Raw genomic sequence first — 21,153 nt, 5'->3', positions numbered from 1 at the left:
CTTCAGGCCGCCTTGGCGGTGCCCTGACGCTCCTTGAGGAAGCGGTAGAACTCGACGCCCTCGCGCAGGCGGCGCTTCATCATGTCGGGCGAGCGCACCATCTCGCTGACGATCGAGGCGATCTTCGGCGCCCGGAAGTAGAACTTCTTGTAGAACTCCTCGACCGAGGTGAAGATCTCGGTGTGCGAGAGGTGCGGGTAGTGCAGCGGCGCGACCTGCACGCCGTTCTCGTCGACGAGCTCAGCGTTCTCGATGTCGAGCCAGCCGTTCTCCACCGCCTGCTTGTACAGGAAGGTGCCCGGGTAGGGCGCCGCCAGCGAGACCTGGATCGTGTGCGGGTTGATCCGCTTGGCGAAGTTGATCGTCTCCTGGATCGTCTCCTTCGTCTCGCCCGGCAGGCCGAGGATGAAGGTGCCGTGGATGGCGATGCCCAGGTCGTGGCAATCCTTGGTGAACTTCTCGGCGACCTCGACCCGCATGCCCTTCTTGATGTTGTGCAGGATCTGCTGGTTGCCGGACTCGTAGCCGACCAGCAGCAGGCGCAGGCCGTTCTCTTTGAGCACCTTCAGGGTCTCGCGCGGCACGTTCGCCTTGGCGTTGCACGACCACGTGACGCCGAGCTTGCCGAGTTCGCGGGCGATCTCCTCCGCGCGCGGCAGGTTGTCGGTGAAGGTGTCGTCGTCGAAGAAGAACTCCTTGGTCTGCGGGAACTCCTTCAGGCAGTACTTGATCTCCTCGATCACGTGGGCGACCGAGCGGGTGCGGTAGGTGTGGCCGCCGACCGTCTGCGGCCAGAGGCAGAAGGTGCAGCGGCTCTTGCAGCCCCGGCCCGAGTAGAACGAGATGTAGGGGTGCTTCAGGTACCCGATGAAGTACTTCTCCATCTCCAGGTCGCGCTTGTAGACGCTGGTGACGAAGGGCAGCTGATCCATGTCGGTCATGATCTCGCGGTCCTCGTTGTGGACCACGACACCGTTGGCGTCGCGATAGGACAGCCCCTTGATCTCCGACATCGGGACGCCGTCGGCGACCTCCTTGACGGTGAAGTCGAACTCGTTGCGGGCGCAGAAATCGACCACCGGGGCCTGGGCCATCGCGCCGGCGGCGTCGACCGCGACCTTGGCGCCGATCAGGCCGGCGATGAGCTTCGGGTTGGCGGCCTTGAGCGCCTCGATCGTCTTCACGTCGGACTTGAACGACGGCACCGAGGTGTGGAGCACGACGAGGTCGAAGTCGTTGGCCTGGGCCACGATCTCGGCGAGCTTGATGTTGTGCGGTGGCGCGTCGATCAGCTTCGAGTTCGGCACCAGGGCGGCCGGCTGGGCCAGCCAGGTCGGGTACCAGAACGACTTGATCTCGCGCTTGGCCTGGTAACGGGAGCCGGCACCGCCGTCGAAACCGTCGAAGGTGGGGGCCTGGAGGAAGAGCGTGCGCATGGGGTTCAAGGCCTCAGGGCAATGCCGGGGGAGGGGCGGAGGACGAGGGAGCCGGGTTCAGCGGAGCGGCGCGCCGGCATCGCGGCCGAGTTCGGCGTCCGGGATCAGGGTGCCATCCGCAACCACGTGATAATCGTGACCTTTCCATGTCACCGCCCCCGACACGAAGGCCCAGGAGAAGTTCAGGAAGGAGAGGATGTCGCGGATCGGCAACAGTCCGTAGGGGTGCGGGGCGAGGCCGAAGGCCCGCTCCAGCTGCCGGCAGAGCAGCACGCGGCTCGCCAGCGCCGCGGCGGCGACCCAGAGGGCGCCGGTGCCGGCGCCGGGCAGGAGCGCGCCCAGCAGCGCGAGCGGGAAGGCGTGGGTGACGATCGAGCCGGCGTAGCCCGCCGGGTCGACGGTGCGGATCGTCCGGTTCCAGCGCAGCTCGTGCCGCCACAGGCCGGAGAGATCGGTGTCGACGCTGGTGTGGCCGATCGTGAAGCTCGGGATCACCACCCGGCCGCCGAGGCCGCGCAGGGCGGCGCCGATGGCGTAATCGTCCGCCAGATCGTTGCGGAAGGTGCGGAAGCCGCCGACCGCCTCCAGGCTCGCCCGGGTGAAGGCCACGGTAGAGCCGAAGCAGGGCTTCGCCAGACCGAGGCTCAGGCCCATCACGACGTTGGGCAGGAAGTGGGTGTCGATCGCGAGCGTCGAGAGCTGGTCGTACAGGCCCCGGAAGGCCGGGACCCCGTGGTACAGGCAGGTGACGCCGGTGACGCCGTCCTGGGACAGCTCCGCGACGAGGCGCTCGAGGTAGTCGGGCCCCACCACCATGTCGCTGTCGGCCAGCACCACCACGTCGTGGGCGATGGCCTCGGCCATGTTGATCAGGTTCGAGACCTTGCGGTTCGATCCGTGCTGCCGGCCGTCGATCACGAGGTCGATGCGGGCCTCGGGATAGGCCTGCTGCAGGCGCTCGACCACGCCGATCGCGGGATCGGTGGGCTTCTGGACGCCGAACAGGACCTGGACCGGCCCGGCGTAGTCCTGGCGCAGCACGGTCTCGAGATTCGCGTAGAGATTGGGCTCGAGGCCGCAGAGCGGCTTCAGCACGGTCACGGAGGGCCGCGTCGCGCCGGCGGGCAGCACCGGCGGGCGGCGGCCCGCGTAGCGGCCCGCGCACATGGCGGCGGCCAGCCCGTAGACGCAGCCCGCCGCCGCCAGGATCAGGCAGAGCAGCGAGAGCCACGAGAGGCCGAGCAGCGCCAGGGAGGAGACATCCATCCGGTCGGATCCGTGCGATCGTCCGGCCGCCGAGGCGGCGATGGCCGCGAACGGCCGGTTCAGGTCGGCGCAGGCGCCGGCGCCGCTCAGGGCGTCGGCTTGGCCGCGAGCATGCCGTCGGCCCGCGCCCGGAGGAACTTCACGACGCCGTCGGCGCCCCCGGACTTCAGCGGCGCCGACAGGGCGTTCCGCTGCGCAGCGATCTCGCTGACGTCGCCGTTGAGCAGGACGTCCTGGATGCGGTTGTCGGCGTTGACGACGAAGTCCACGGCGGAATCGTCGCCGTCCGCGGCGGTGACGCGGGTCGGCACCACGCGCTGGGCGCCCCGCTCCTCGACCTTCGGGGTCACGTCGAACTTGCCGCCGGCGGCGCGTGCCAGCCGGTTCGCGTAGGTGACGGTCAGGCTGCGCTTGAAGGCGTCGATGACCGCCGCCTGCTGCTCCGGGGTGAAGCTCGACCATTTCGAGCCCACCGCGATGCGGGTCATGGCGGGAAAGTCGAACGCCTTGTCGAGCGCGGGGCCGACGGCCTCGACCCGGGCCGGCAGCGGGCCGGGCCCGTCCTTCAGCGCGGCCGAGAAGGCGGCGTAGAGGTCGCGCACGGTCTGAACGGCCGGATCGTCCGCGGCCCGTGACGGGGCCGGGACGAGCAGGGTCAGGGCCAAGGGAGCGGCGATGAGGGCGGCCGCGAGCCGGCGGGTCAGGCGCACTTCTTCAACTCCTCGCCGTCGCCGAGCCGCGCCCCCATGCGCGGCGGAGCGTAGCTGTAGAACGGGCCGAGGGTGGCGGGCTGCGCGACCCTCTTGGCCTTGCGCCCGGCCTCCGGCGCAGGCTCGCGCTCCTCTTCCTCCGGCGTCTCGGACCGGAGCCTGGACTCGATCCGGTGCCAGAGCAGGAGGCTCGGGAGCCCGACGCCGAGATCGGCGAAGCGCTTGACCAGCGACAGGGCGAGCGCCGCCTCGGCCGGGATATTGAACAGGCCGCACAGGGCGATCAGTCCGCCCTCCTGCGCGCCCAGGGCGCCGGGCACCGCGAAGGCCGCGCCGCGCACCGCCTGGGCGAGGCTCTCGATCATGAGCGCCTGCGCGAAGTCGATCGGGTAGCCCATGAACCGCAGGCAGACATAGACCTCGAGCGTGCCGATCACCCAGCCGGCGAGGTGGACCACCAGGGCCAACGCGAAGCGACCGTGGTTGCCGTAGAGCCGGCGCAGGCTGTCGTAGAGCTGGTCGATGGCGCCGAAGGCCCGCCACTCGCGCCCGGAGGCGAAGCGGCTGAGCAGCGCCTGGATCAGGCGGTGACCGGCCTTGCGCTGGATCAGGTAGAAGGCGCCGAGCGCCGGGACCGCCAGGGCCAGCCCGCCCTCGACCGTGTGGGCGATCGGTCCGTCGCCGGCGATCAGGACCAGCAGGGCGAGGCCGGCCACCGTGAACAGGAGCTGCGTCAGCGCCTGGGTCATCAGGTCGACGAACATGCTGGCGCCCGCGAGCGCGCCCGGAACGTTGCGCTTCGACAGGAGGCGGGCGCCGACGAAGTCACCGCCGACGGTGGCGACGGGCAGCAGCGTGTTGATGCCCTCGCGGACGAAGCGGAGCGAGATGCAGTCGGCGAGCTTGGTCGCGCCGGCGGGGAACACGACGTACCAGCCGAGCCCCGCCCAGGCGACGGCCACGAAGCGCGCGAGCACCACCAGGGCGGCGCCCCAGCCGGCGCTCACGACGGCGGCCGACACATCCTCCAGGCCGGAGGACATGAACAGGCCGACGACCGTGCACAGACCGGCGATCGAGGCCAAGGTCGTCAGGCGCTTCATTGTCGTCTTTCAAGCTCGCGTAAGGCTTGATGCGGGAAATCGGTCACGGTCGCGGCAGAAATAGGTCCATCGGCCCGGGAACGTTTCTGTCACGTTGCAGCACGGATTAGCGGTGTCTATCACCCGTTTGACACACCGAGGGCCAAAGCGGCGGCGGGGCGGAGAAGCCCGCGCAGAAGGCCGCGGCACGTCGCAGAAGGGGCACACGTCATGGAGCGCGAATCACCGATCACGGCCCTGGAGGCCGTGACCGACGACACGCATGCGGGCGGCTTTCCGGACGGAACCGGACCGGGCGTGCCGGCTCCCCAGTCGCCGGTGATGGCCTGGAACGAGTGGGATCCGCTGGAGGAGGTCATCGTCGGCTCGCTCGACGGCGCCACGATCCCGACTCACCACCTGACGGTGATCTTCAACCTGCCGCGCGCCGCGCAGCCGTTCTACCGGCTGGCGAGCGGCTGGAAATATCCGAAGTTCATGAAGAAGCTCGCCCAGGCCGAGCTCGACAACTTCATCACCATCCTGGCCGGCGAGGGCGTGAAGGTCCGCCGTCCCGACGCGGTGGACTTCTCGAAGAAGTTCAAGGCGCCGCGCTGGTCCTCCCGCGGCTTCTGCGTCGCCTGCCCGCGCGATCCGTACCTCGTCATCGGCGACGAGATCATCGAGAGCCCGATGTGCTGGCGCTCGCGCTACTTCGAGGGCGACGCTTACCGGTCGCTGTTCAAGGAGTACTTCCGCGCCGGCGCCCGCTGGACCTCCGCGCCGCGCCCGCAGCTGACCGACGACCTCTACAACTACGATTACCGGGTGCCGAACCTGAAGGCCGGCGAGCCCATGCAGTTCACGGTCAACGAGTTCGAGCCGGTCTTCGACGCCGCCGACTTCGTCCGCTGCGGCCGCGACCTGTTCGTGACCCGTTCGAACGTGACCAACCTGATGGGCATCGAGTGGCTGCGCCGCCACCTCGGCCCGGGCTTCCGCATCCACGAGATCGAGAGCCGCTGCCCGCAGCCGATGCACATCGACTCGTCGTTCATGCCGCTCGCCCCCGGCAAGGTTCTGGTGAACCCGGACTACGTCGACGTCGAGAAGCTCCCGGCCGTGCTCAAGAAGTGGGACGTGCTGGTCGCCCCGCGCCCCGACCCGGTCGAGGGCTTCATGAGCAAGATCTCGATGTGCTCGCCCTGGACCTCGATCAACGTCCTGGCGATCACCGAGAAGAAGATCGTCGTCGACCAGAGCCAGCCGACGCTGATCAAGGCCCTGAAGGACTGGGGCTTCGACCCGATCCCGGCGCCGTTCCTCAGCTACGGCCCGTTCGGCGGCTCGTTCCACTGCGCGACCCTCGACGTCCGCCGCCGGGGCGTGCTGAAGTCCTACTTCTAGGATCAAGGCGCCGGGCACGCCGTCGTCCCGGGGCGCTGCGAGCGCCCCGGGACGACGGAGGACGGCGCGCGGCGCCTAGCGCGCCGCGATCCCGGCGATCAGCGCCGCATTGAACCCCTCCGGGTCCGACATCTGCGGCGCGTGACCGAGATCCGGGAACTCCACGAGCCGCGCGCCCGGGATGGCCCTGGCGGCCGCCTTGCCGAGCTCGGGATAGTTGCCGAGGCTCGCCCGCACCTCCGGCGGCGCGAGGTCCTTGCCGATCGCCGTGTTGTCCTTCTGACCGATCAGGAGCAGCGTCGGCACCGCGATCTGCGGGAACCGGTAGACCACCGGCTGGGTGAGGATCATGTCGTAGAGCAGGGCCGAGTCCCAGGCGACCGCCTCCTTGCCGGGGCCGTTGTTGAGGCCCGCGAGCATCGTGACCCAGGGCTCGTAGCGGGGCTCCCAGGCGCCGGCATAGTAGGTCGCCGTCTCGTAGGCCCGGATCGAGGCCGCCGTCACCTTCAGCTCGCGCTGGTACCACTGCTCCACCGAGGTCGGCGGCACGCCCTTGGCGGCCCAGTCCTCCAGGCCGATCGGGTTGACCAGCACGAGTTGCTCCACCGCCTTGGGGTAGAGCAGGGCGTAGTGAGCCGCCAGCATGCCGCCCGTCGAGTGGCCGACCAGGATCGGCCGCTCGATCCCGAGCTTTTCCAGGAGCGCGCGGGTGTTCTCGGCGAGCTGCCGGAAGGTGAACTGGTAGGCCGCCGGCTTGCTCGACTTGCAGAAGCCGATCTGGTCCGGCGCGATGACCCGGTACCCCGCGGCGCTGAGTGCCCGGATCTGGCTCTCCCAGGTGGCGGCGCAGAAATTCTTGCCGTGCAGGAGCACGGCGGTCCGGCCGTTCGGCGTCGCCGGGCGGACGTCGAGATAGGCCATCTGCAGCGGCTGGCGCTGCGACGTGAACGGGAACCGCTCCACCGGGAACGGGTAGGCGAAGCCCTCGAGTTCGGGCCCGTAGGTCGGCTGCTGGGGCGGCTCTGCGGAAGCGTGCCCGGCCGGCACCAGGGCCAGCAGGACGGAAGCGAGGAGGGTTCGGAGCATGGCCGCGTCGGAGCCTGATCTGCGAGCGGCGTGCGGCGCCGCGCCGCCCGCTCAGATCGGTCATCCGGGTGTCCCTGTCCACGTCCCGCGGAGCGGCGCGGCTTCGCGCCCGCCGCAGGGCGCGCTATCTCCCGGGCGCGCTATATGCCGGGCGCGACCGTCTCCCGCCGCGGATGTCCCGATGCTGCGCCTCACCACCCTGACCGCCCTCGCCGGCGCGCTCCTCCTCGGGCCGGCCCCGGCCCGGGCGGCGGATGCCTGCGACGTCCTCGCCGCGCGGGTGATCCGCACCACCGGCGCCTCCCTGGCCGGCCGGGCCGGCCCCGTCGCGGTGTTCCGGGCGCAGGATGCCGAGCGGCTGAGCCTCGATTGTCGCGCCCCCGCTCGGATCACCGTGGCCTCCCGCGAGCGCGAGCCGGCGCCGGCCTACTTCGTCCTGATCGGCCGCGCCGCGCAGGCGCTCGCCGGGGCGGACGCCGCCGCGGTCGAGGTGCTGGCGCTCAACCTCCACCAGGCCAGCCTGCTGGCCGATGCCCCGCGCCGGGGTGGCGCCGGCCGGATCCTGATGCTGTGCGAGACCGGCCCGCGCGCGGACGCCCTCCGAGACGACCGCACGGTCTGTCGGGTCGCGCCCCGGCCCGGGCTTTCGCGGATCCGCCGCGCGGGCTAGACCGGCCGGCATGTCGAAGATCGAGACACCCGGCCCCGTCGTCCAAGTCGGCGACGCGCGCTTCGCCAACCATCTGCCGCTGACGCTGATCGCCGGCCCGTGCCAGCTCGAGGGGCGCCAGCACGCCCTGGAGATCGCCGCCGCCCTCAAGGAGATGGCCGCGGGTCTGGGCGTCGGCCTCGTGTTCAAGACCTCCTTCGACAAGGCCAACCGCACCTCGGGCAGCGCCGCCCGGGGCATCGGCCTCGACGGGGCGCTCCCGGTCTTCGCCGAGATCCGCGAGACCCTCGGGCTGCCGGTGCTGACCGACGTGCACGCCGCCGAGCAGTGCGCCCCCGCCGCCGAGGCGGTGGACGTGCTCCAGATCCCCGCCTTCCTGTGCCGCCAGACCGACCTGCTGCTGGCCGCCGCCGCGACCGGCCGGGCGGTCAACATCAAGAAGGGCCAGTTCCTGGCGCCCTGGGACATGAAGCACGTCGCCGCCAAGGTGACGGAGGCGGGCAACCCCAACGTCATCGTCACCGAGCGCGGCGCCTCGTTCGGCTACAACACGCTGGTGTCGGACATGCGCAGCCTGCCGATCATGGCGCAGGTCACGCAGGGCGCGCCGGTGGTGTTCGACGCCACCCACTCGGTGCAGCAGCCCGGCGGGCAGGGGGCGAGTTCCGGCGGACAGCGGGAATTCGTCGCCGTCCTCGCCCGCGCCGCCGTGGCGGTGGGCGTGGCGGGGGTGTTCATCGAGACCCATCCCGACCCCGACCGGGCGCCCTCCGACGGCCCCAACATGGTGGCGCTGAAGGACATGCCGGCCCTGCTCGAGGAACTCCTCGCCTTCGACCGCCTCGCCAAGCGCCGGGCCGCCTGACCGGCTCAGGCGGCCGCCGGCTCCAGGACGTGGATCCGCAGGGGCTGGACGAGGCCGAACTGCCCGTCGGCCTCGCGCGCGGCGGCCTTCAGGAAGGCCTCCTCGACAACGGAGCGCCGGTCCCGGATGGTCGCCTCGCGGGCCGGGTCCACGGCGCTGACGCGGGCGAGGAAGGCGTCGAGCGAGTCGAAGCGCTCGCGCCGCGCGATCGTCGCGTCGCGGCGGCACGTGTAGGCGCCGCGGGCGAGGGCGGCCGCGATGGCGTTCTGGGCGGCGGCGCGGATCGCGGTCTCGTCCTCGATCGGCCGCAGCGCGTCGAAGAAGCTGCCCTCCGCCAGGGGCTCCACCACGACGAGCAGCCCGCCCGGGGCCAGGACGCGGGCCGCCTCGGCGAGGGCCGCCGCCGGGTCCGGGACGTGGTGGAGGGAATTCAGCATCACGGCGCCGTCGAAGCTGGCGTCCGGGAAGGGCAGGGCCTCGCCGGTCGCGGCCTCGAAGCGCGCCTCCGGCACGGCGGCCCGCGCCCGGGCGAGCGCCGCGGCGCCGGGATCGATCCCGGTGACCCGCGCGCCCGCGTCGACCAGCCGCCGCGCGAGCGTCCCGGCGCCGCACCCGATATCGACGACCCGCTTGCCGGCCAGCGGCGCGAGGCTCTCGCGGATCAGGGTCAGGGCATCCATCGTCGGTCCTCCCGGCCGATCCGTAGCACGCCCGACCCGCGGCGGGGCGGATTTCCATCTCCGGGACCGGTCGTCCGCCGCGCCGGCCCGCCGCGGCGTTTCAGGTGCTCCCGAAGACTCGCCGCAAGAGTTCGAGCGGTTCCGGAAGAGAGACACCCAAGCTTGACCGCACTCATCGAAGCGGCGGCGACGCTGAACAACGGTTCATAATCCCGACTGGGTGCGGATCCGCACGCAAGTCCGGCGTGAAATCTGGAACTGTCCGGATGCGGCCACGTTATTGGGCATGTTCGATCAGGGATCGAGAAGGAACACTATGCGCAAGATCGGTATCATCGCCACTGCCGCCGCCATGGCTCTCGGCAGTGTTGCCGTCACCACGAGCGCCGAGGCGCGGCCTTACGGCTACCACGGTGGCTACGGCGGCTACGGCCACGGCTACTACCGCGGCCGTCGCGGCATCGGCACCGGCGCCGCCATCGGCCTCGGCATCGCCGGCCTCGCGGCCGGTGCGATCGCCGCGGGTGCGGCCCGCGACAGCTACTACGGCGGCGGCTACGGTTACGCCCCGTCCTACGGCTACGGCTACGCCCCGGTCTACGGCGGCTACGGCTACGCCGCTCCGGGCTACGGCTACTACGGCTACGGCTACTGAGATCGGAGATCCTGCAGGATCGGGGGCGACCGGCGCGAGCCGGTCGCCCTTTTCGTTGGTTCGGTCAGCGTCCGCGATAGGGCGGCACGCCCGGGTCCGGCAGCCACGCGTTCTTCGGCAGTTCGCCCGTCTGCCAGAAGACGTCGATCGGGATTCCGCCGCGGGGATACCAGAACCCGCCGATTCGCAGGTAGCGCGGTTCCAGCAGGTCGCGGAGCCGCTTGCCGATCGCCACCGTGCAATCCTCGTGGAATGCTCCGTGGTTGCGGAACGACCCCAGGTAGAGCTTCAGCGACTTCGACTCCACCAGCCAGTCACCGGGCACGTAGTCGATCACTAGGATCGCGAAATCCGGCTGCCCGGTGACCGGGCAGATCGAGGTGAATTCCGGCGCGGTGAACCGGGCGACGTAGTCGGTGTCCGCGTGCGGGTTCGGGACCCGGTCGAGCCGCGCCTCCTCGGGCGAGGTGGGAAGGGGCGTCGGCTGGCCGAGCTGGAGATCGTCGGGAGAGGTCATGGCCGGCCATATAGAGCCTGCCGGCGCCGCGCGCATCCGCCTGATCCGCGAGGCTTTCCCGGGCGGACCCGGCTGTGCGCCGTCACCGTCCCGGCGCTTGCCGCCGGCCGCGGCTTGACGGATAAGCCGCCGCGATGCGCCGCACCCCTGATTTGGGCGCGGTCGCCGACCCGCGGCCCCCGCGAGAGGACGTTCCATGACCGCGATCACCAATATCAGCGCCCGCGAGATCCTCGACAGCCGCGGCAACCCCACGGTCGAGGTCGACGTCATCCTGGAGGACGGCTCCTTCGGCCGCGCCGCGGTGCCGTCGGGAGCCTCCACTGGCGCCCACGAAGCGGTGGAGCTGCGCGACGGCGACAAGAACCGCTTCCTCGGCAAGGGCGTGCTGAAGGCGGTCGAGGCGGCACAGACCGAGATCCTCGACGCGATCGGCGGCATGGAGGCCGAGGACCAGGTCGCGGTCGACGAGGCGATGATCGAGCTCGACGGCACGCCCAACAAGGCCCGCCTCGGCGCGAACGCGATCCTCGGCGTGTCGCTGGCGGTGGCCAAGGCCGCGGCCGAGGCCTCGGGCCTGCCGCTCTACCGCTACGTCGGCGGCGTGCAGGGCCGCGTCCTGCCGGTGCCGATGATGAACATCATCAACGGCGGCGCGCACGCCGACAACCCGATCGACTTCCAGGAATTCATGATCATGCCGGTGGGCGCCGATTCGCTCGCCGAGGCCGTGCGCATGGGCTCCGAGGTGTTCCACACCCTCAAGGGCAAGCTGAAGAAGGCCGGTCACAACACCAATGTCGGCGACGAGGGCGGTTTCGCCCCGAACCTGCCGTCCGCCGAGGCCGCCCTCGATTTCGTGATGGACGCGATCAGCGCCGCCGGCTTCAAGCCGGGCCAGGACATGGCGCTCGCCCTCGACTGCGCCGCCACCGAGTTCTTCAAGGACGGCGCCTACGCGTACGAGGGCGAGGGCAAGACCCGCACCATCGAGGCGCAGGTCGACTACCTCGCGCAGCTCGTCGCCACCTACCCGATCGTCTCGATCGAGGACGGCATGTCGGAGGATGACTGGGCCGGCTGGAAGCTCCTGACCGACAAGATCGGCGACCGCTGCCAGCTCGTGGGCGACGACCTGTTCGTCACCAACGTCGAGCGCCTGTCCCGCGGCATCGCCGAGGGCACGGCCAACTCGATCCTGATCAAGGTGAACCAGATCGGTTCGCTCACCGAGACCCTGGCGGCGGTCGATATGGCCCAGCGCGCCGGCTACACCGCGGTGATGTCGCACCGCTCGGGCGAGACCGAGGACTCGACCATCGCGGACCTCGCGGTCGCCACCAATTGCGGGCAGATCAAGACCGGCTCGCTCGCCCGCTCGGACAGACTGGCCAAGTACAACCAGCTGATCCGCATCGAGGAGGGCCTGGGCCCGCAGGCACTCTACGCCGGCCCGTCGGCGCTCAAGCAGCTCGCCCGCCGCTGATCGGTAAGATCCTGCTGGCCGGCCTGCTCGGTATCGGGGCGGTCGGCCCCGCCCGCGCGGACCCGCTCTGTGACGGTGCCCGCCCGACGCTCAGCGCGCAGCTGCTGTTCGGCCTGTCGCGGCCGGACGGCGGCCGCGTCTCGGGGGCGGCCTTCGACCGGTTCCTGGCCGAGTGGATCACCCCGCGGTTCCCGGACGGGCTGACCGTGTTCGCCGGCCGGGGCCAGTGGCGCGGGCCGGACGGACGCATCGTCCGCGAGGCCGCCCGCATCGTCCTGATCGTCACCGAACCGACGCCCGAGGCGGTCGCGACCCTGCGTGAGATCCGGGAGGCCTACCGGCGCCGCTTCGTGCAGGGCGCGGTCGGGCTGGTGCTCCAGCGGAGCTGCGCGCTGTTCTGACAACGTCGGCGCGGCGCCTCCCACTTTGTTCCGGTGCGCCGCAGGCGAGCCCGGAACACGGCGCTCGCCTCAGGTCATCGCCGCACCGGACGGCTCCCCCGGCACGGTCCAGACCCGCATCGGCCGCGACAGGCCCCGCAACTCGATCGTCCCGACCGGGTCCAGCCGCCGGGCGCACCGCTCGGCGAAGGAGTCCGACACGAGGAGGTCGTGGCCGAGGGCGGCGCACTGGCTCTCGATCCGGCTCGCCTCGTTGACCGCCCGTCCGATGATCGTGAAGTCGAGGCGCCGCTCGGTCCCGACATTGCCGTACATCACCGTCCCGAAATGCACGACGCCCTCGGCCGGCAGCTCCGGCAGCCCCGCGGCGCGGCGGCGGGCATTGAGCGCCGCGTTGGCGGCGAGCCCCTCGATCGCGGCGTCGAGGGCGGCCCCGCAGACCGGGCAGGGGAGGGTGTCGGCGTCCGGGACCGGGAAGATCGCCAGGAAGCCGTCGCCGAGGAACTTCAGGATCTCGCCGCCGTGCCGCGCCACCGGGTCGCCGAGGGCGTCGAAATGCTCGTTGAGCCACGTGACCATGTCGGCCGGATCCACCCGGTCGGCCAGGGCCGTGAAGCCGCGCAGGTCGGTCAGCAGGATCGCCGCCGGCACGGCCCGCCCCTCGCCCCTCCGGATCTGCCCGTCGAGGATGCGCTCGGCGGTCGACCGGCCGAGATAGGTGGCCGAGACTTCCCGGAACGTGTGGGCGAGGCCCATCTTGGCCATCGCCAGCGTCAGGAACGGCAGGACACCGGCGATCGCGGCGAGGTCCGCCTCGGTGAAGCCGGCGGCGGCGCGGGTGCAGAACGAGACCGCGATGCCCCGCAGCGCGGTGCCGGGAGCGAACTCGGCGATGTGCAGCACGTAGTCGACGCCGCCCTGCGCCCCGAGGGCCTTCAGGACCGGAAAGTCGACGGCCAGCCCGGGCGCGTCGAGGCGCCAGCGGCCGAAGGTCTCGCCCGTCTCCACGAGGGCGTAGACGGGGCTCAGGAGCCAGTCGCTCTCCTCGTCGGCGCCGTGGGCGTTGGCGACGTACGACATGCCCTCGCCCGCGTGCCAGTTCAGGCTGACGCCGCGCAGCGTCGGGTCCAGGGCCGGCGCCATGACGCTGACCCGCCAGACCGGCAGGCCGGCCTCGACCAGCGACTCGCAGAAGCCCGAGAGCAGGGTGTCGTGGTCGTCGGTCGCCGTGGCGTGCGCGGCGATCCAGCGTCCCAGATGCGTCAGGTCCATGCCTCAGGCTCGCCCCTGTTCGTCCCGGCCGCGGTCCGGCCCTGTCGCGGTCCTGCCCCGACCGCGGCGCGGTCGAAAAGAACCGTTAACCTTTCCGCGCGAGGGTCGCGCCATGGTCGTGCGCCGCCGAGTCAGAATGGTCGTGTTGCCGCTGGGTCTCTGGACCCTGTCGGCGCTCGTGGTCGGCTATTTCGTGTGGCAGGCCGAGAGTGGCAACCGTGGCCTCGAGGCCAAGAAGGCCCTGAAGATCCGCGCCTACGGCCTCAGCCAGGAACTCGCCGCCGTGAAGGCCGAGCGCGCCGTCTGGGAGCACCGGGTGAACCTGCTCAAGAGCGACCAGATCGACCGCGACCTCTTGGAGGAGCGCGCCCGGATCGTCCTGGGCCGGGTCCACGCCAACGACGTGGTCATCATCACGCCCTGACAGGTCCGCGGAGGTCCCGCGATCGTCCCGCGGAAGTCCAGGGGATCGTTTTCCCTAGTCCCGAAAGTCCTCTGACAAGAGCGGCTTCCTGTCAGAGCGGCAGCCCTCGCTTTCCAATCGTCGCTGTCCTACACCCCCACGAAGTCGCGTGGAATCACGGGGAGAGCGCCGATGGACGCCGCCAAGGAGCCTGCCAAAGAGCCCGCCAAGGACGCGTCGTCCGCGCCGGTGCAGGCCGCGAGCCCTCAGGCCGCCGAGGCGCATCGCCCCGCGCCGAACATGCCCCAGTTCACGCGGGACGAGGATCTCCACGCCTATCACGAGATGCTGCTGATCCGGCGCTTCGAGGAGAAGGCCGGCCAGCTCTACGGCATGGGCCTGATCGGCGGCTTCTGCCACCTCTACATCGGCCAGGAGGCCGTGGTGATCGGCATGCAGATGGCCTCGGTCGAGGGCGACCAGGTCATCACCGGCTACCGCGACCACGGCCACATGCTCGCCTGCGGCATGGACCCGAAGGGCGTCATGGCCGAGCTGACCGGCCGCCGCGGCGGCTACAGCCGCGGCAAGGGCGGCTCGATGCACATGTTCAGCCGCGAGAAGCAGTTCTTCGGCGGCCACGGCATCGTCGGCGCGCAGGTCTCGCTCGGCACCGGCCTCGCCTTCGCCGACCATTACCGGGAGAACGGCAAGGTCAGCCTGACCTACATGGGCGACGGCGCCGCCAACCAGGGCCAGGTCTACGAGAGCTTCAACATGGCGGCCCTCTGGAAGCTGCCGGTCGTCTACGTGATCGAGAACAACCGGTACGCCATGGGCACCTCGGTGGCCCGGGCCTCGGCGCAGACGGACTTCTCGAAGCGCGGCCTCTCCTTCGGCATCCCCGGCGAGCAGGTCGACGGCATGGACGTCCGCACGGTGCGCGAGGCCGCGACCCGGGCGATCGAGCACGCCCGCACCGGCCAGGGCCCCTACATCCTGGAGATGCAGACCTACCGCTATCGCGGCCACTCCATGTCCGATCCGGCCAAGTACCGGACCAAGGACGAGGTCTCGAAGATGCGCGACGAGCACGACCCGATCGAGATGGTGCGCAAGCGCCTGCTCGAGCTGCACGCCGTGCCCGAGGCCGAGCTGAAGGCCACCGACGCCAAGGTCCGCGAGGTCGTCAACGCCTCGGCCGAGTTCGCCACCAACGACCCCGAGCCGGATCCGTCCGAGCTCTGGACCGACATCCTGCTCGAAGCGCACGCCTGAGCGCGCACGACAAAGCTGGCCGCCCCCTAACGAAAAGACGACCGCAGAGCTGAGCATGGCGACCGACATCCTGATGCCCGCCCTCTCGCCCACCATGGAGGAGGGCAAGCTCGCCAAGTGGCTGAAGAAGGAGGGCGACCCGATCAAGTCCGGCGACGTGCTGGCCGAGATCGAGACCGACAAGGCCACCATGGAGGTGGAGGCCATCGACGAGGGCATCCTCGCCAAGATCCTGATCGCCGAGGGCACCGAGGGTGTCGCGGTCAACACGCCGATCGCCGTCATCGCCGGCGAGGGTGAGGATCCGGCGAGCGTCCAGTCCGGCGGCGGCGCCAAGCCCAACGGCGCGGGCGGCCATCCGGCCCCGGCGCCCGACATGCAGGCCGAGGGCATGGCCGACAGGCCGGCCCCCGCGGCCAAGACCGGCGACGACGCCCCGAAGGCGCCGGCCGCGCCGGCCGTCATCACCAACAAGGCCCAAGAGCCGGTGATGGAGGAGTTCCCGGCCGACACGCCGATGGTCACCCAGACCGTCCGCGAGGCCCTGCGCGACGCCATGGCCGAGGAGATGCGCCGCGACGGCGACGTCTTCGTCATGGGCGAGGAGGTCGCCGAGTACCAGGGCGCCTACAAGGTCACCCAGAACCTGCTGCAGGAGTTCGGGCCGAAGCGCGTCGTCGACACCCCGATCACCGAGCACGGTTTCGCGGGCATCGGCGTCGGCGCGGCGCTCGCCGGCCTGAAGCCGATCGTCGAGTTCATGACCTTCAACTTCGCCATGCAGGCGATCGACCATATCATCAACTCGGCGGCCAAGACCCTTTACATGTCCGGCGGCCAGCTCGGCTGCCCGATCGTGTTCCGCGGGCCCAACGGCGCCGCCGCCCGCGTCGCCGCCCAGCACAGCCACGACTATTCCGCGTGGTACTCCAACGTGCCGGGCCTGAAGGTGATCGCACCCTACACGGCATCCGACGCGAAGGGCCTGCTCAAGGCCGCGATCCGCGACCCGAACCCGGTGATCTTCCTCGAGAACGAGATCCTGTACGGGCAGTCCTTCCCGGTGCCGAAGCTCGACGACTTCGTGCTGCCGATCGGCAAGGCGAAGATCCACCGCACCGGCAGCGACGTGACCATCGTGTCCTTCGCGATCGGCATGACCTACGCCCTCAAGGCCGCGCAGGCGCTGGCCGAGCAGGGCATCGAGGCCGAGGTGATCGACCTGCGCACGATCCGCCCGATGGACAGCGCGACGGTGGTGGAATCGGTCAAGAAGACCGGCCGCTGCATCACCGTGGAGGAGGGCTTCCCGCAATCCGGCATCGGCGCCGAGATCGTGGCCCGCCTGATGGTCGACGCTTTCGACTTCCTGGACGCGCCGGTTCTGCGCATCACCGGCAAGGACGTGCCGATGCCCTACGCGGCCAACCTCGAGAAGCTGGCGCTGCCGACGGTGGCGGAGGTCGTCGAGGCCGCCAAGAGCGTCTGCTACAAGTGACGGGCGCGCGGGCGACGCCGTCGCCCGCCCCGGCCAGATCGAGGAACAGCCGGCGCGCCATGAGCCAGGATCCGAGCACCGACTTCGCCGAACTCGCCATCCCGCCCGACGCCCTGGAGCAGGGCGGCATCGAGGTGCTGCGCGCGGCCGTGGTCGACGGCGCGGTGAGCGTCGCCCTGCGCCGCTCCTTCGACGATCCGGCGACCTGGGGCCGGCTGCTGGCCGACCTCGCCCGTCAGGCCGCCCGCGCCTACGCGCTGGAGACCGACATGTCGGAGGACGAGGCGGTCGAGCGCATCCGCGCCGGTTGGGAGGCCGAGGGGCTCGACCCCGGCGGTCTCAACTGATGATGGCGGCCGACCATGGCTGAGGCGGCCGTCCGGCAGGCGACCTACGCGGATCTGGAGGCCGTCCTCGCGCATCGCGTCGCCGCGAAGGTCGACGGGGCGCCGGACCCGCGTCCGCGGCCGCCTTACGACGCCGTCCCTTTCCCCCTCGACGACCTCTTCCCCTTCGACGATCCGGCCGCCCCGGCCTTGCCCGAGACCTGATGCCATGCCGATCAACGTGCTGATGCCCGCGCTCTCCCCGACCATGGAGAAGGGCAACCTCGCCAAGTGGCTGAAGAAGGAGGGCGACCCGATCAAGTCCGGCGACGTGCTGGCCGAGATCGAGACCGACAAGGCCACTATGGAGGTGGAGGCCATCGACGAGGGCGTGCTCGCCAAGATCCTCGTGCCCGAGGGCACGGCGGACGTGCCGGTCAACGATTTGATCGCCATCATCGCCGCCGAGGGCGAGGACCCGTCGAGCGTGCAGGCCGGCGGCGCGCCGAAGGCCGCCTCGAACGGCGAGGCCAAGGCCGAGTCCAAGCCCGAGCCGAAGGCCGACGCCTCTGCGGCCGGCCAGAACACCACGCCCGGCGGCGGCCACATGTCGTACGAGCGGGTGAACGCCGCACCGGAGGGCGCACAGCCGAGCGGCGCTCCGCAGGGTGGCGCGCAGGCCGGCCCGGGCGGCCGCGTCTTCGCCTCGCCGCTGGCGCGGCGGATCGCCAAGCAGGAGGGTGTCGACCTCGGCGCCGTCCAGGGCAGCGGGCCGCACGGCCGCATCATCGCCCGCGACGTCCAGGCCGCGAAGGCCTCCGGCTCCACCAAGGCACCCGCCGCCGCGCAGGCCGCCGCCGAGGCGCCGAAGGCGGCCGCACCGGCCCCGAAGGCCGCCCCCGCGGGCGGCGCGCCGGCCGGGCTCACGACCGATCAGGTCAAGGGCTTCTTCGCCAAGGATGCCTACGAGGAGGTGCCCCTCGACGGCATGCGCAAGACCATCGCCAAGCGCCTCACTGAGGCGATGCAGGTCGCCCCGCACTTCTACCTGACGGTGGATTGCGAGCTCGACGCGCTGATGAAGCTGCGCGAGACGCTGAACGGCTCGGCCGGCAAGGACAAGGACGGCAAGCCCGCCTTCAAGCTCTCGGTGAACGACTTCGTCATCAAGGCGATGGGCCTCGCGCTGACCCGCGTTCCGGCCGCCAACGCGGTCTGGGCCGAGGACCGGATCCTGCGCTTCAGGCACGCCGAGGTCGGCGTCGCGGTGGCGATCGACGGCGGCCTGTTCACCCCGGTGATCCGCCGGGCGGACGAGAAGACGCTCTCGACCATCTCCAACGAGATGAAGGATTTCGCGGCCCGCGCCCGCGCCAAGAAGCTGAAGCCCGAGGAGTACCAGGGTGGCGTCACCTCGGTGTCGAACCTCGGCATGTTCGGCATCAAGCACTTCACCGCGGTGATCAACCCGCCGCAATCGAGCATCCTGGCGGTGGGCGCGGGCGAGAAGCGCGTGGTCGTGAAGGACGGGGCGCCGGCCGTGGTCCAGGTCATGACGTGCACCCTGTCGTGCGACCACCGGGTGCTCGACGGGGCGCTGGGTGCGGAGCTGGTCTCGGCCTTCAAGGGGCTGATCGAGAACCCGATGGGCATGCTGGTGTGAGGCGCGACTCTGTTATGATCGCCTGAGCGATCAACGGAGAGTCGCGTGTCCGAAGTCACCGATCTGGTCCTGCCAGTCCTTCAACGGATGCAGAGCGACATCGCCGAGGTGAAGCGCGATGTCGCAGCGATCAAGACGACCCTGACGGGTCATACCGAGAAGCTCGAGGAATTGGAGATCTACGTCGCCTACGAAACCGGCCTCGGCACGCAGGCGAAGGCGGATCTCCAATCGATCAAGAAGACGATCAAGGCCATGGAGCAGCGGCTGAGCGCGCTGGAGACCTCGTCCTGATCGCCGCGTCAACGACGGTGCAGTCGCGCGCGCCACAGCGGAGAGCTGAGACACGATGTCCGACACCTACGACGTCCTCATCATCGGCGCCGGGCCCGGCGGCTACGTCACGGCGATCCGCGCGGCGCAACTCGGCTTCAAGACCGCCGTGGTCGACCGCGAGCACCTGGGCGGCATCTGCCTGAACTGGGGCTGCATCCCCACCAAGGCGCTGCTCCGCTCGGCCGAGATCTTCCATTACTTCCAGCATCCTGGCGATTACGGCCTGACCGCGGAGAAGGTCGGGTTCGACACCGCCGCGATCGTGAAGCGGTCCCGCGGCGTCTCGGCCCGCCTCAACGGCGGCGTCGGTATGCTGCTCAAGAAGAACAAGGTCGACGTGATCTGGGGCGAGGCCTCGGTCGACAGCGCCGCGCAGGGCAACCAGCCCGGCAAGGTCACCGTGAAGGAGACCAAGCGCGCCGAGGCGCCGAAGGGCGCCAAGGGCGCCGGCACCTACCAGGCCAAGCACATCATCGTGGCGACCGGCGCGCGTCCGCGCGCGATCCCGGGGATCGAGCCCGACAGGAAGCTGATCTGGACCTACTACGAGGCCATGGTCCCCGAGGCGATGCCCAAGAGCCTGCTGGTGATGGGCTCGGGCGCCATCGGCATCGAGTTCGCCTCGTTCTACCGCACCATGGGCGCCGAGGTGACCGTGGTGGAGCTGCTGCCGCAGATCCTGCCCGTGGAGGATGCCGAGATCGCCGGCCTCGCCCGCAAGCGCTTCGAGAAGCAGGGCATCAAGATCCTCACCGGCGCCAAGGTGACCAAGGTCGAGAAGGGCGCCGATTCTGTCACGGCCACCATCGAGGGCGGCGACGGCAAGACCCAGCAGATCACCGCGGAGAAGCTGATCTCGGCGGTGGGCGTCGTCGGCAACATCGAGAATATCGGTCTCGAGAAACTCGGGGTGAAGATCGACCGCGGGATCGTGGTGACGGACGGGCTCGGCCGCACCAACGTGCCCGGCCTCTACGCGATCGGCGACGTCGCCGGGCCGCCGATGCTCGCCCACAAGGCCGAACACGAGGGCGTCATCTGCATCGAGACCATCAAGGGCCTGCACACCCACCCGATGGACAAGGCCAAGATCCCGGGCTGCACCTACTGCCAGCCGCAGATCGCCAGCGTCGGGCTCACCGAGGCGAAGGCCAAGGAGCAGGGCTTCTCGGTGAAGGTCGGCCGGTTCCCCTTCGCGGGCAACGGCAAGGCGATCGCGCTCGGCGAGCCGGACGGCCTGATCAAGACCGTGTTCGACGCCAAGACCGGCCAGCTGCTCGGCGCCCACATGGTCGGGGCCGAGGTGACCGAGCTGATCCAGGGCTACGTGGTGGCGATGAACCTCGAGAGCACCGAGGAGGAGCTGATGCACACGGTGTTCCCGCACCCGACGCTCAGCGAGATGATGCACGAGAGCGTGCTCGACGCCTACGGCAAGGTGATCCACACCTGATCGGAGGCCGACGCGGCGCGCGGGTCGGACAGGGATCCGAGCCGCGCCGCCACCGGCCGGTCAGTGCGGACCGGTCCGCGCCGCGAGCGTCAGGCTCACGGCCTGGAACAGCAGAATCACCAGAACCGTCGCCACGCTGCCGCCGATCGGGATCAGCAGCAGGGCAACGAGCGGATCGAGCCCCCGGACGAGCAGGAGCGTGACGCAGCTGCCGATCACGGAGGCGATGGTCATCCGAAAGATGCAGCATTCGGACGGTTGCATGTGCCCTCCCATCAGGCCCCCGGCGGGAGTGTGAGGACCAGCGCCACAATATGCAACCGGAGATAGTTACTAGCTGAGAATCAATCCCAGATCGTGATTTCGGCGTCTTACGCGACAGAGCCTCAGGAGCACCCGCGATCCACGGGCTCGGCCTGGTCCGGCGACGGCACATAGGCGCACCACTCGCAGATGCCGCGTTCGGCGCCCCGCCGCGCGTTGCGCTGCGAGCAGAGCGGGCAGACGAGCAGGATCAGGCGCGAGCCGGTGCGCAGCGCCAGCCCGCGCCCCCGGAAGGTGACCTCGGTCGCCGCGTCGCCCGAAGCGCGGTCGCGGGCGCTCACGGCGAGGCCCTGCCGCCGTGCGGGCGGCGCACCGGTGCGCGCGTGATCTCTGTTGCCA

The 21,153-nt window shown here is 70.5% G+C and carries 24 protein-coding genes; 14 read left to right on the top strand and 10 right to left on the bottom strand.

The features are described from left to right. Window positions 1-2: 2 nt before the first annotated feature. The 4 genes from hpnJ to LXM90_RS18725 all read right to left on the bottom strand — a co-directional run bounded on the left by hpnJ (window position 3) and on the right by LXM90_RS18725 (window position 4,515). Window positions 3-1,436, bottom strand: a complete 1,434-nt coding sequence (gene hpnJ / locus LXM90_RS18740; RefSeq protein WP_020095304.1) for a hopanoid biosynthesis associated radical SAM protein HpnJ — start codon at window positions 1,434-1,436, stop codon at window positions 3-5. 57 nt (window positions 1,437-1,493) lie between these two features. Beyond that, the gene (gene hpnI, locus LXM90_RS18735; protein WP_020095305.1) at window positions 1,494-2,702 is read right to left on the bottom strand and encodes a bacteriohopanetetrol glucosamine biosynthesis glycosyltransferase HpnI; all 1,209 of its coding nucleotides are present in this window, start codon (window positions 2,700-2,702) and stop codon (window positions 1,494-1,496) included. A gap of 86 nt (window positions 2,703-2,788) precedes the next feature. After that, the gene (locus tag LXM90_RS18730; RefSeq protein ID WP_020095306.1) at window positions 2,789-3,412 is read right to left on the bottom strand and encodes an MlaC/ttg2D family ABC transporter substrate-binding protein; all 624 of its coding nucleotides are present in this window, start codon (window positions 3,410-3,412) and stop codon (window positions 2,789-2,791) included. Next, on the bottom strand, window positions 3,403-4,515 hold the full coding sequence (locus LXM90_RS18725; RefSeq protein WP_042669470.1) for a flippase-like domain-containing protein: 1,113 nt from the start codon (window positions 4,513-4,515) through the stop codon (window positions 3,403-3,405). Before LXM90_RS18725 ends, LXM90_RS18730 begins: the two co-directional genes overlap by 10 nt. Before the next feature lie 210 nt (window positions 4,516-4,725). Here LXM90_RS18725 and LXM90_RS18720 point away from each other — a divergent pair, with 210 nt between their 5' ends. Then, on the top strand, window positions 4,726-5,901 hold the full coding sequence (locus tag LXM90_RS18720; RefSeq protein ID WP_205833398.1) for an amidinotransferase: 1,176 nt from the start codon (window positions 4,726-4,728) through the stop codon (window positions 5,899-5,901). 75 nt (window positions 5,902-5,976) lie between these two features. Here the strand turns inward: LXM90_RS18720 and LXM90_RS18715 are convergent, their stop codons facing one another. Further along, a complete protein-coding gene (locus LXM90_RS18715; RefSeq protein ID WP_020095309.1) occupies window positions 5,977-6,987 on the bottom strand; it encodes an alpha/beta fold hydrolase in 1,011 nt (336 codons plus the stop codon). Window positions 6,988-7,168: 181 nt separating this feature from the next. Between LXM90_RS18715 and LXM90_RS18710 the strand changes: the two genes are divergently transcribed. Further along, complete coding sequence (locus tag LXM90_RS18710; RefSeq protein WP_020095310.1) at window positions 7,169-7,657, top strand: hypothetical protein; 489 nt, start codon at window positions 7,169-7,171, stop codon at window positions 7,655-7,657. 10 nt (window positions 7,658-7,667) lie between these two features. Next, window positions 7,668-8,522, top strand: coding sequence for a 3-deoxy-8-phosphooctulonate synthase (gene kdsA, locus LXM90_RS18705; protein WP_020095311.1), 855 nt, complete (start codon window positions 7,668-7,670; stop codon window positions 8,520-8,522). A gap of 5 nt (window positions 8,523-8,527) precedes the next feature. Here kdsA and LXM90_RS18700 read toward each other — a convergent pair whose 3' ends face one another. Next, on the bottom strand, window positions 8,528-9,202 hold the full coding sequence (locus tag LXM90_RS18700; RefSeq protein WP_020095312.1) for a class I SAM-dependent methyltransferase: 675 nt from the start codon (window positions 9,200-9,202) through the stop codon (window positions 8,528-8,530). A 316-nt stretch (window positions 9,203-9,518) separates the two neighbouring features. On the opposite strand from LXM90_RS18700, the gene LXM90_RS18695 reads away from it, so the two are divergent. Continuing rightward, a complete protein-coding gene (locus tag LXM90_RS18695; RefSeq protein ID WP_012317985.1) occupies window positions 9,519-9,857 on the top strand; it encodes a hypothetical protein in 339 nt (112 codons plus the stop codon). Window positions 9,858-9,921: 64 nt separating this feature from the next. On the opposite strand, the gene queF is transcribed toward LXM90_RS18695, so the two are convergent. Continuing rightward, window positions 9,922-10,374, bottom strand: coding sequence for a preQ(1) synthase (gene queF / locus LXM90_RS18690; RefSeq protein ID WP_020095313.1), 453 nt, complete (start codon window positions 10,372-10,374; stop codon window positions 9,922-9,924). 196 nt (window positions 10,375-10,570) lie between these two features. On the opposite strand from queF, the gene eno reads away from it, so the two are divergent. Together eno and LXM90_RS18680 are read left to right on the top strand one after the other, a co-directional pair. Next, window positions 10,571-11,860 carry a phosphopyruvate hydratase gene (eno, locus tag LXM90_RS18685; protein WP_012317987.1) on the top strand — a complete coding sequence of 430 codons (1,290 nt, stop codon included), beginning with the start codon at window positions 10,571-10,573 and terminating at the stop codon, window positions 11,858-11,860. Then, the gene (locus LXM90_RS18680) at window positions 11,857-12,261 is read left to right on the top strand and encodes a DUF3574 domain-containing protein (protein WP_081636536.1); all 405 of its coding nucleotides are present in this window, start codon (window positions 11,857-11,859) and stop codon (window positions 12,259-12,261) included. Before eno ends, LXM90_RS18680 begins: the two co-directional genes overlap by 4 nt. Before the next feature lie 69 nt (window positions 12,262-12,330). Here the strand turns inward: LXM90_RS18680 and LXM90_RS18675 are convergent, their stop codons facing one another. Next, complete coding sequence (locus LXM90_RS18675) at window positions 12,331-13,533, bottom strand: adenylate/guanylate cyclase domain-containing protein (RefSeq protein WP_020095315.1); 1,203 nt, start codon at window positions 13,531-13,533, stop codon at window positions 12,331-12,333. Between the two features lie 112 nt (window positions 13,534-13,645). Here LXM90_RS18675 and LXM90_RS18670 point away from each other — a divergent pair, with 112 nt between their 5' ends. The 8 genes from LXM90_RS18670 to lpdA all read left to right on the top strand — a co-directional run bounded on the left by LXM90_RS18670 (window position 13,646) and on the right by lpdA (window position 20,490). Then, window positions 13,646-13,957, top strand: coding sequence for an FtsB family cell division protein (locus LXM90_RS18670; RefSeq protein ID WP_012317989.1), 312 nt, complete (start codon window positions 13,646-13,648; stop codon window positions 13,955-13,957). Between the two features lie 171 nt (window positions 13,958-14,128). After that, window positions 14,129-15,214 (top strand): pyruvate dehydrogenase (acetyl-transferring) E1 component subunit alpha, encoded by a 1,086-nt coding sequence (pdhA, locus tag LXM90_RS18665; protein ID WP_020095317.1) that lies wholly within the window; start codon window positions 14,129-14,131, stop codon window positions 15,212-15,214. A 55-nt stretch (window positions 15,215-15,269) separates the two neighbouring features. Continuing rightward, window positions 15,270-16,712, top strand: coding sequence for a pyruvate dehydrogenase complex E1 component subunit beta (locus LXM90_RS18660; protein WP_020095318.1), 1,443 nt, complete (start codon window positions 15,270-15,272; stop codon window positions 16,710-16,712). Between the two features lie 59 nt (window positions 16,713-16,771). Next, a complete protein-coding gene (locus LXM90_RS18655) occupies window positions 16,772-17,059 on the top strand; it encodes a DUF5076 domain-containing protein (RefSeq protein ID WP_020095319.1) in 288 nt (95 codons plus the stop codon). A 15-nt stretch (window positions 17,060-17,074) separates the two neighbouring features. Beyond that, window positions 17,075-17,263 (top strand): hypothetical protein, encoded by a 189-nt coding sequence (locus tag LXM90_RS18650; protein WP_020095320.1) that lies wholly within the window; start codon window positions 17,075-17,077, stop codon window positions 17,261-17,263. A 4-nt stretch (window positions 17,264-17,267) separates the two neighbouring features. Continuing rightward, window positions 17,268-18,701, top strand: a complete 1,434-nt coding sequence (locus LXM90_RS18645; RefSeq protein WP_020095321.1) for a pyruvate dehydrogenase complex dihydrolipoamide acetyltransferase — start codon at window positions 17,268-17,270, stop codon at window positions 18,699-18,701. Window positions 18,702-18,746: 45 nt separating this feature from the next. Beyond that, window positions 18,747-18,995, top strand: a complete 249-nt coding sequence (locus LXM90_RS18640) for a hypothetical protein (protein WP_026605272.1) — start codon at window positions 18,747-18,749, stop codon at window positions 18,993-18,995. 55 nt (window positions 18,996-19,050) lie between these two features. Continuing rightward, entirely contained in the window at window positions 19,051-20,490 is a 1,440-nt protein-coding gene (lpdA, locus tag LXM90_RS18635; protein WP_234080999.1) for a dihydrolipoyl dehydrogenase, read from the top strand. 60 nt (window positions 20,491-20,550) lie between these two features. Here lpdA and LXM90_RS18630 read toward each other — a convergent pair whose 3' ends face one another. Together LXM90_RS18630 and LXM90_RS18625 are read right to left on the bottom strand one after the other, a co-directional pair. Next, complete coding sequence (locus tag LXM90_RS18630) at window positions 20,551-20,754, bottom strand: hypothetical protein (protein ID WP_026605273.1); 204 nt, start codon at window positions 20,752-20,754, stop codon at window positions 20,551-20,553. Between the two features lie 122 nt (window positions 20,755-20,876). Further along, a complete protein-coding gene (locus LXM90_RS18625; RefSeq protein ID WP_020095325.1) occupies window positions 20,877-21,095 on the bottom strand; it encodes a hypothetical protein in 219 nt (72 codons plus the stop codon). Window positions 21,096-21,153 lie beyond the last annotated feature (58 nt).

It is taken from the genome of Methylobacterium oryzae (assembly GCF_021398735.1).
GTDB lineage: Bacteria > Pseudomonadota > Alphaproteobacteria > Rhizobiales > Beijerinckiaceae > Methylobacterium.
The sequence above is the reverse complement of the archived record's forward strand: the minus strand, read 5'-3'. Positions and strand labels throughout refer to the sequence as shown.